The sequence below is a fragment of the Salinivibrio sp. MA427 genome, from assembly GCF_001996115.1.
Taxonomy (GTDB): domain Bacteria; phylum Pseudomonadota; class Gammaproteobacteria; order Enterobacterales; family Vibrionaceae; genus Salinivibrio; species Salinivibrio costicola.
Genome location: NZ_MUFH01000234.1, coordinates 1 through 4891, shown reverse-complemented (window position 1 = coordinate 4891; position 4891 = coordinate 1). Strand labels below are relative to the sequence as shown.

General features: G+C 42.2%; 5 protein-coding genes and 1 pseudogene. All 6 read right to left on the bottom strand.

Annotated features, from left to right (window positions below; all coding sequences use genetic code 11):
• A partial coding sequence (locus BZG79_RS12395; protein ID WP_077774527.1) for a potassium transporter TrkG occupies nucleotides 1-1108 on the bottom strand: 1108 nt, incomplete at its 3' end.
• A gap of 1 nt (nucleotide 1109) precedes the next feature.
• The gene (locus tag BZG79_RS12390; protein ID WP_077774526.1) at nucleotides 1110-1763 is read right to left on the bottom strand and encodes a TrkA family potassium uptake protein; all 654 of its coding nucleotides are present in this window, start codon (nucleotides 1761-1763) and stop codon (nucleotides 1110-1112) included.
• Between the two features lie 15 nt (nucleotides 1764-1778).
• On the bottom strand, nucleotides 1779-3239 hold the full coding sequence (locus BZG79_RS12385) for a TrkH family potassium uptake protein (RefSeq protein ID WP_077774525.1): 1461 nt from the start codon (nucleotides 3237-3239) through the stop codon (nucleotides 1779-1781).
• Nucleotides 3232-3936, bottom strand: coding sequence for a response regulator transcription factor (locus tag BZG79_RS12380; protein WP_077774524.1), 705 nt, complete (start codon nucleotides 3934-3936; stop codon nucleotides 3232-3234). The genes BZG79_RS12385 and BZG79_RS12380 overlap by 8 nt, the downstream gene beginning before the upstream one ends.
• A 2-nt stretch (nucleotides 3937-3938) precedes the next feature.
• Nucleotides 3939-4112: an ATP-binding protein gene (locus BZG79_RS16740; RefSeq protein WP_242414180.1), complete on the bottom strand. Its 174-nt coding sequence runs from the start codon at nucleotides 4110-4112 to the stop codon at nucleotides 3939-3941.
• A gap of 302 nt (nucleotides 4113-4414) precedes the next feature.
• Nucleotides 4415-4888: pseudogene (locus tag BZG79_RS16735) on the bottom strand (DUF4118 domain-containing protein); the annotation flags it as partial.
• Nucleotides 4889-4891: the final 3 nt, after the last annotated feature.

Here is a 4891-nt window from a genome sequence, read left to right as displayed (position 1 = left end):
TCCCTATCGAGATAAGAGACAGTGCTAACGCTTTACTAACGGTATCTCTGGCTATTTCACGTTTATAGACGTAAATCGCTTCATCACGACGTAAAAATGCATATGTTGCCAAAACAAGTACTATAAAGGTGACGACTTTTATGCCACTAGCAGTACTTAGCGATCCTCCTCCAATAAACATTAGCACCAAGATAATGGCGGTGGTTGCATCCTCGAGCTGATCAATAGCCAATGTATTAAAGCCAGCAGTACGGGGTGTAACCGCTTGAAACCAAGATGCCAGCCACTTACCAGATTCACTCAAGGGAGCCAGTGTATTGGGGTTGTCGTATTCAATAAGATAAATGGAAATTAACGCTACACCATTAATTAAACATGTCCCTATGATCATCATTTTGCTGTACACCGTGAGCTTTGACCAACGCCGATGACGCCGCAAGTCGATCCATACGGTAAAGCCTAAGCCCCCGATAATAAAGAGCGCAGTAATGGTCAGATTGACTGTAATATCATCGACATATGGCATTAGGCTATCGGCGCTGAGGGCAAACCCTGCATTATTAAATGCACTAATGGTGTAAAAAAAGCCGTGGAATAAGCTGTCACTCCAACCTAGCTCGCCCTGCCAGCGCAGTGTGAGTATTGCCATCCCAATCACTTCAACCAGTAGCGCGAAAACAAGTACCGACTTAGCTGTCGAAGTAAGTGTTGATGCGTCTGTCTGATTGAAAGCCTCACGCGCGACAGTTCGCTGTAAGAAGCCAATTCGTCCGCCCAGCGCAATTAACGTCACAATGGCAAAGGTCATTAAACCCAGCCCACCACACTGGATAAGCAATGCAATCACCGTTTGGCCAAACATGGTGAATTGGGTACCTGTATCAACAACAACAAGCCCAGTCACTGTCACTGCTGAGGTTGCTGTAAATAGGCTTTGAATCCAAGAGATAGGCGCAGTCGTTGCGAAAGGTAATTTTAAAAGACATGTTCCTAATAGAATCAACAATGCAAAGCTACCACTTAGAATCAGCGGTGGTGCACCTAACAGTTTCTTACCCGCTTTCGGTTTACGCTCTACGGGGCTAATAGAGGGATGCCATAACACCATGTCACACTAACCTCGGGGCAATATATTTCAGTTCGGCTCGGGTTCCACACAAAAGTAATTGATCGGCTTTACGCAATTCAAAGCCTGTATCTAACCCTGTGATTACCTCTTGACCGCGCTTAACCAGCAATGGCGTGATGCTCGTCCGCGCATCGCCAAGTGCATGTGCAATTGTCCTATCATGAAGTTTGGGTTTTATCTCAATTTCTACAACGTACAAGCCATGACCAATGGCAAGATAATTATTAACCATTGGGTAGTTTAAAGACTGGGCAACACGTATGCCCATTTCTTCTTCAGGATGAATAATACGAGACACGCCTAGCTTAGAGACAATCGTATGGTGCGCTTTGGTACTGGCTTTAACCCAAATCTCTTTGACACCTAGGTTCTTTAACGCAAGCGTACACAAGAGACTGGATTGCATATCTTCTCCAATCGCGACAAGCACAGCATCACTGTTTGCTAAATCAAGTTCGCGTAGTGCATTTTCATCTGTAGAGTCACAAATAACCGCTTGGGTCAAATCTTCCACATATTGCTCAACCATTTTAGAATCTTTATCGACCCCGGTAACGGTATGACCAAGGTGAATAAGCTCTAGGCTCGCTGCGATACCAAAACGACCTAACCCAATGACAGTAAAATGTGCCATAGCATAATAACCTTATTATATTTTCCAAAAGTGCGGTAATAACATTGCTAAAACCGTAAAATATTCTAGACGACCAAGGATCATCGCCACATTAAGTAACCAAATTCCTATATCACTTACAGGCTGGAAATTGCTACCTACATCACCAAAACCAGGGCCTAATACATTAATACAAGCGACAACAGCAGTGAACGATGTCCAAAAATCAAGCCCAGTCATCATCATTAAAATAGTAAACACAACCGTGGTTAATACTACCAATGACATAAACGCCATAATGGCATTGGTAACATCAGACGACACGGCCTTATTTTGGTATCGAATTGGGATTACTGCACGCGGATGTGAAAGCTGTTGGATTTCACGACGTATCACTTTAAATGTGATGATATCTCGAATGATTTTATTACCACCTGCTGTTGAGCCAGAGCAGCCGCCAAGATAAGCACAGAAAACTAAAAACAATGCAGTTGCTGCCGGCCACGCACCTAAATCAGCAGCGCCGTAACCAGTACTGGTAATAAAAGACACGACATGGAAAAGTGCAAAGCTTACCGAGGATGCCAATGATGGGTAAGTTTCGGTTTTATAGAGATAGAGGCCTAACACACTCCCCAAAAAAAGAACAATGAGTACGAATATTCTGGCTTCTTCGTCTTGAATGTATAACTTCACGCCTCTTGCACCGCGCTGAAAAACACGAAAATGCAAACCAAAATTGATAGCGCCTAATAGCATAAAAATATTGGAAATCATTAAAATACTATGGCTTTCAAAGTACCACATGCTAGCGTCATGTGTTGAAAATCCGCCGGTAGAGACGGTCGTAAAGCTATGGCCTATGGCGTCAAAAAGAGACATGCCTGACACATAATAGGAAATAGCGCACAATATCGTAATAGATAAATAAACTCCCCATAGATAATGGGCGGTTTTTGTGATCCGAGGAGAAAGCTTGTCGTCTTTTATTGGCCCAGGTGTTTCTGCTTTAAGAAGACGCATTCCGCCAACATTGAGCATCGGCAAGACTGCTACAACAAAAATGACAACACCGAGCCCACCCATCCATTGTAGGAATTGACGATACATTAAAAAAGAAGGCGGCATTGCGTCTAGGCCTGATAAAATCGTAGCACCTGTTGTGGTTAATGCACTGATAGATTCAAACACCGCATCAGTAAAGTTAACACCGGTCACAGAATAAATGGGTAATGCACCGAGAATACCAGTAACAACCCAGGTCAAGGTTGCGAAAATAAGTGCTTCTCTAAATGCTACATTATCTAGTGTTTCTCTTCTGAAGAAGAATGAGATCAAAAACGAGACAAACAATATTGCGGTGGCTGGGCCAAAAAAAACTTTAGATATATGATCGTTAAATAAAAAAAGCGACAACAGACCAAAGACAAACTGGACAATGCCCATCCATAGAATGGGCATCGATAATAAACGAATGGTGCTTTTAGGGTTAATCATGGTCATCCTCGTTAACACAAAGGCGATAACCAATGCCAGGTTCCGTTTTTATTATATTGTGTTGACTCGCATCCTCACATATTTTTTTTCTTATCTGACTGACTAAAACACGAAGATAATGGTTGTCTTGCCTGTGTGTCTCACCCCAAATTGAGATGAGAAGATCATCTTGCTTTACTAAACAGCCGTTTCCTTCCATCAGTATTTTCATAAAATGAAACTCTTTCTTCGTTAACGAGACTAAACGAGAGTGATACCAAAATTGATGGCTTGACAAAGATAGACTTAACTCACCACACTGGATGAGGTCCTCGGTTTTCTTTGAAGGCGCGATTAAATCTCTAACGAGTACTTTTATTCTTACAATGAGCTCTTTCACGCCAAATGGCTTGCTTATATAATCATTTGCACCGGCTTCGAGTAACGTAATTTTCTCTTCTTCCTGATCGCGCGCGGTGAGAATAATAACCGGTGTTGTATGTCCTTTTTTTCGAATGTGATTGAGTAAAGAAATACCTTCGCCGTCGGGTAAGCCTAAATCTAATATAATCACATCGGGGGACTGATTCTGAATAACACTTAATGCGCCATCTAATGAATATGCGCCGAGATAATCAAATCCTTCTGCATTCAGTGATATTCGAACAAATGTATGGATTTGTTTTTCATCATCAACCAATAATACGCGGTATGCCATAATTACTTCCCACCATCAACAGGCAAACGAATTCTCATTAAACAGCCTATTTCTGAGTGTGCTAACTCAATCCTGCCTTGATGTGCCCGTATAACTCCATTAGCCACCGCCAGCCCCAGACCTGATCCACTGTCGCTTTTTTTATTCTCGTGTGTTGTATAAAAAAGATCAAATATCTTATGNTGTATATGTTGTTTGACTGACGATATACATGAATAGTCACAATGGTGTTTGCCGGAGAATATCTTAAGGCGTTGTCAATAATATTAAAAATGGCTTGTTCTATGAGTGCACGGCTGACCGACACAGTAGGAGATTCAATGCTGATAATTTTTACTCGTTCAGGCTCATGACACCGAGAGACAGAAACATTGATAACATCGATGATGTTTTCAGCGTTTTTATTGATCACTAAACTACCGTGTTGCAACTTAGTGGCTTGCAGCAAGTTCTCTATGTAGTGATGTAGGCGGTGGCTTTCTTGCGTCGCGCTATCGAGTAGTTCATTCCTTTCTGTATGCGATAGTTTATTCATATACGCTTGCAACGTTGTCAAGGTACCAATAATTGTCGCTAGCGGGGTACGTAAATCGTGTGAAACGGAGAGTAAGATGCTATTTCTTAAGCGGGTTTGCTCTAATTCATCACGTTGTTGGCGATAAAAGTGTGCTATGTAACTYGTCACGCCAGCGACCAACATAAATACCACCAAATTAATGACGTCAGTGACGTCGCTCATTTGTAAAGAAAAGCGCGGGGCGGTGAAAAGAAAATTAAAGCTAAGTGCTGCCACTAAAGATATCGGCACAGCCAGAGAGGGGCCGGATTGCAGAGCAACAATTGCAACAGAAAGTTGTAGTAGTAGTAACACTGCAATTGTTACAGGAATAAAAGTGTTCAGTATCCAGCATAGCAATAGTGTAGTACCAAGTAAGCTAAAGGAGGCACACACAGG